Source organism: Clostridium sp. AM27-28 (assembly GCF_003480955.1).
Taxonomy (GTDB): Bacteria; Bacillota; Clostridia; order Lachnospirales; family Lachnospiraceae; genus Otoolea; species Otoolea fessa.
The window spans coordinates 1-527 of record NZ_QUJT01000047.1 but is presented as its reverse complement, the minus strand read 5'-3'; the positions used below and the strand labels follow the sequence as shown (position 1 = coordinate 527).

Annotated in this window: 1 protein-coding gene; it reads right to left on the bottom strand. The window is 38.1% G+C overall.

The features are described from left to right. On the bottom strand, positions 1–509 hold a 509-nt coding region (locus DW720_RS15590), incomplete at its 3' end, for a flavodoxin family protein (protein ID WP_147355522.1). Positions 510–527 lie beyond the last annotated feature (18 nt).

Sequence of the window (527 nt, the reverse complement as noted above, 5' to 3'; positions counted from 1 at the left end):
ATCCACTCAAGTTCGTTCATGGAATCCTTATTTTTTTCAAGTTCATCTCTGGCTGTTGCGTAATATGATTTTTTGAAAAGCATATCCCATGAAAGATATTTTGCCATACAGTCAAACTGCTTATCAATCAGCTCATACTGGATACTGCCTACGGGAGAACCACCTACAACAATTGTGCCAACTTTTTTGTTTTTTAACTGCAATCCACGGCAGTAGCACTTATCAATGATAAGTTTCAATTGTGCTGACATTCCCCACCAATAAACTGGTGTAGCAAAAAGAATCATATCTGCGGCAGCAATTTTATCAATTGTAGAATTTGTATCATCCTTATCGACGCATCCCTTGGAGCATTGACAGACACCACATCCCTTGCATGGTGCAATGTTGAGTTTGTCGGGTTCAATGATTTCAATTTTATTCTTTTCTGACGCTCCTTTTATAAATGCATTGATTGCTGCCAGCGTATTTCCTTTTCTGGCACTTCCATTAATGATTACAATTTTCATGCGTGTATCCTCCAACTT